This window comes from Sphaerochaeta sp. S2, assembly GCF_016406725.1.
Taxonomy (GTDB): Bacteria; Spirochaetota; Spirochaetia; order Sphaerochaetales; family Sphaerochaetaceae; genus Sphaerochaeta.
The window spans coordinates 1-1,239 of the sequence record NZ_JAEKNT010000043.1; the positions used below are offsets into that span (position 1 = coordinate 1).

Sequence of the window (1,239 nt, forward strand, 5' to 3'; positions counted from 1 at the left end):
GAGGTGGACAGATTGTCTAAAAACTTTGAAAACAAAAAAGTAAAAGTTGAAGAAATTCGTGAAAAGTTTTCTACTGCTAAATCAGCTATTCTTGTAGATTACAGAGGTTTAACTGTATCTGAAGCGACTGAATTAAGAAACAAGTTCAGAGAAGCTGGCGTAGAGTATAAAGTTTATAAAAACAACTTAATGAAATTAGCGATTAAAGAATCAACTTTTGAAGGTTTAACTGCAGATTTAGCAGGTCCTAGTGCTGTAGCATTTGGATATGAAGATCCAGTTACTCCAGCTAAAATCATTAAAGATTTTGCTAAAGAGCATAAAAATTTAGAGTTAAAAGCAGGTGTTGTAGAAGGTGAATACTACGACAATGTTAAGATCGTTGAGATCGCAGATATCCCATCAAGAGAAGTATTACTTTCAAGACTTGTTGGTTCATTCCAAGCTCCAGTATCAAACTTTGCTTATTTAATTAAGAACATCGTTGATAAAAGAGTTGAAGATGGAGAAGAAAATGTACAACCAGTAGAAGCTGCTGCAGAAGTAGCTGAAGAAAAAGTAGAAGAAACTGTTGAAGCGCCAGCAGAAGCTGAAGCGCCTGCAGAAGAAGCATAGTAATCGGAGGTGTATTATGAACAAAGAGCAAATTATTGAAGCAATTAAGGAAATGACTGTATTAGAATTAAATGAGTTAGTTAAAGCATGTGAAGAAGAGTTTGGCGTATCTGCTGCTGCTCCTGTAGTTATGGCTGCTGGTGGTGGAGAAGCTGCTGCTGCTGATGAAAAGACTGAGTTCGACGTAGTATTAGCTAACGCTGGCGCTAAGAAGATTGGTGTTATCAAGGTTGTTAGAGAAATCACTGGTTTAGGTCTTAAAGAAGCAAAAGCATTAGTTGATGGTGCTCCAAATGCAATTAAAGAAGGCGTAGCTAAAGAAGAAGCTGAAGCTATGAAAGCTAAATTAGAAGAAGCTGGAGCTGCTGTAGAGCTTAAGTAATCTAAAAAGCATTCACAAAAATGGATTTCTTTTGAAATCCATTTTTTTCTATGTTGAGAAACCCTGTTTAAAACTTATGTTTAGAGCTTTATGACAGAGGTATAATAAAAACGAAAAAAAGATTGACGAACTATACGATTTATGTTATAGTTTTAAAATGGCATAAGTAGCGATATGTATTTTTGAATGTAAAAATAACAAAAATACAGAATCGGCTTTTTGTCGTGTTTTCAAACGTATAG

General features: G+C 34.9%; 2 protein-coding genes. Both read left to right on the plus strand.

Annotation, left to right across the window (positions count from 1 at the left end):
* Positions 1-615, plus strand: a 615-nt coding sequence (gene rplJ / locus JF818_RS01085; RefSeq protein WP_304944997.1) for a 50S ribosomal protein L10, incomplete at its 5' end; no start/stop codon positions are given.
* Between the two features lie 16 nt (positions 616-631).
* Positions 632-997: a 50S ribosomal protein L7/L12 gene (gene rplL / locus JF818_RS01090; RefSeq protein WP_198890150.1), complete on the plus strand. Its 366-nt coding sequence runs from the start codon at positions 632-634 to the stop codon at positions 995-997.
* The last annotated feature ends 242 nt before the right edge of the window (positions 998-1,239 follow it).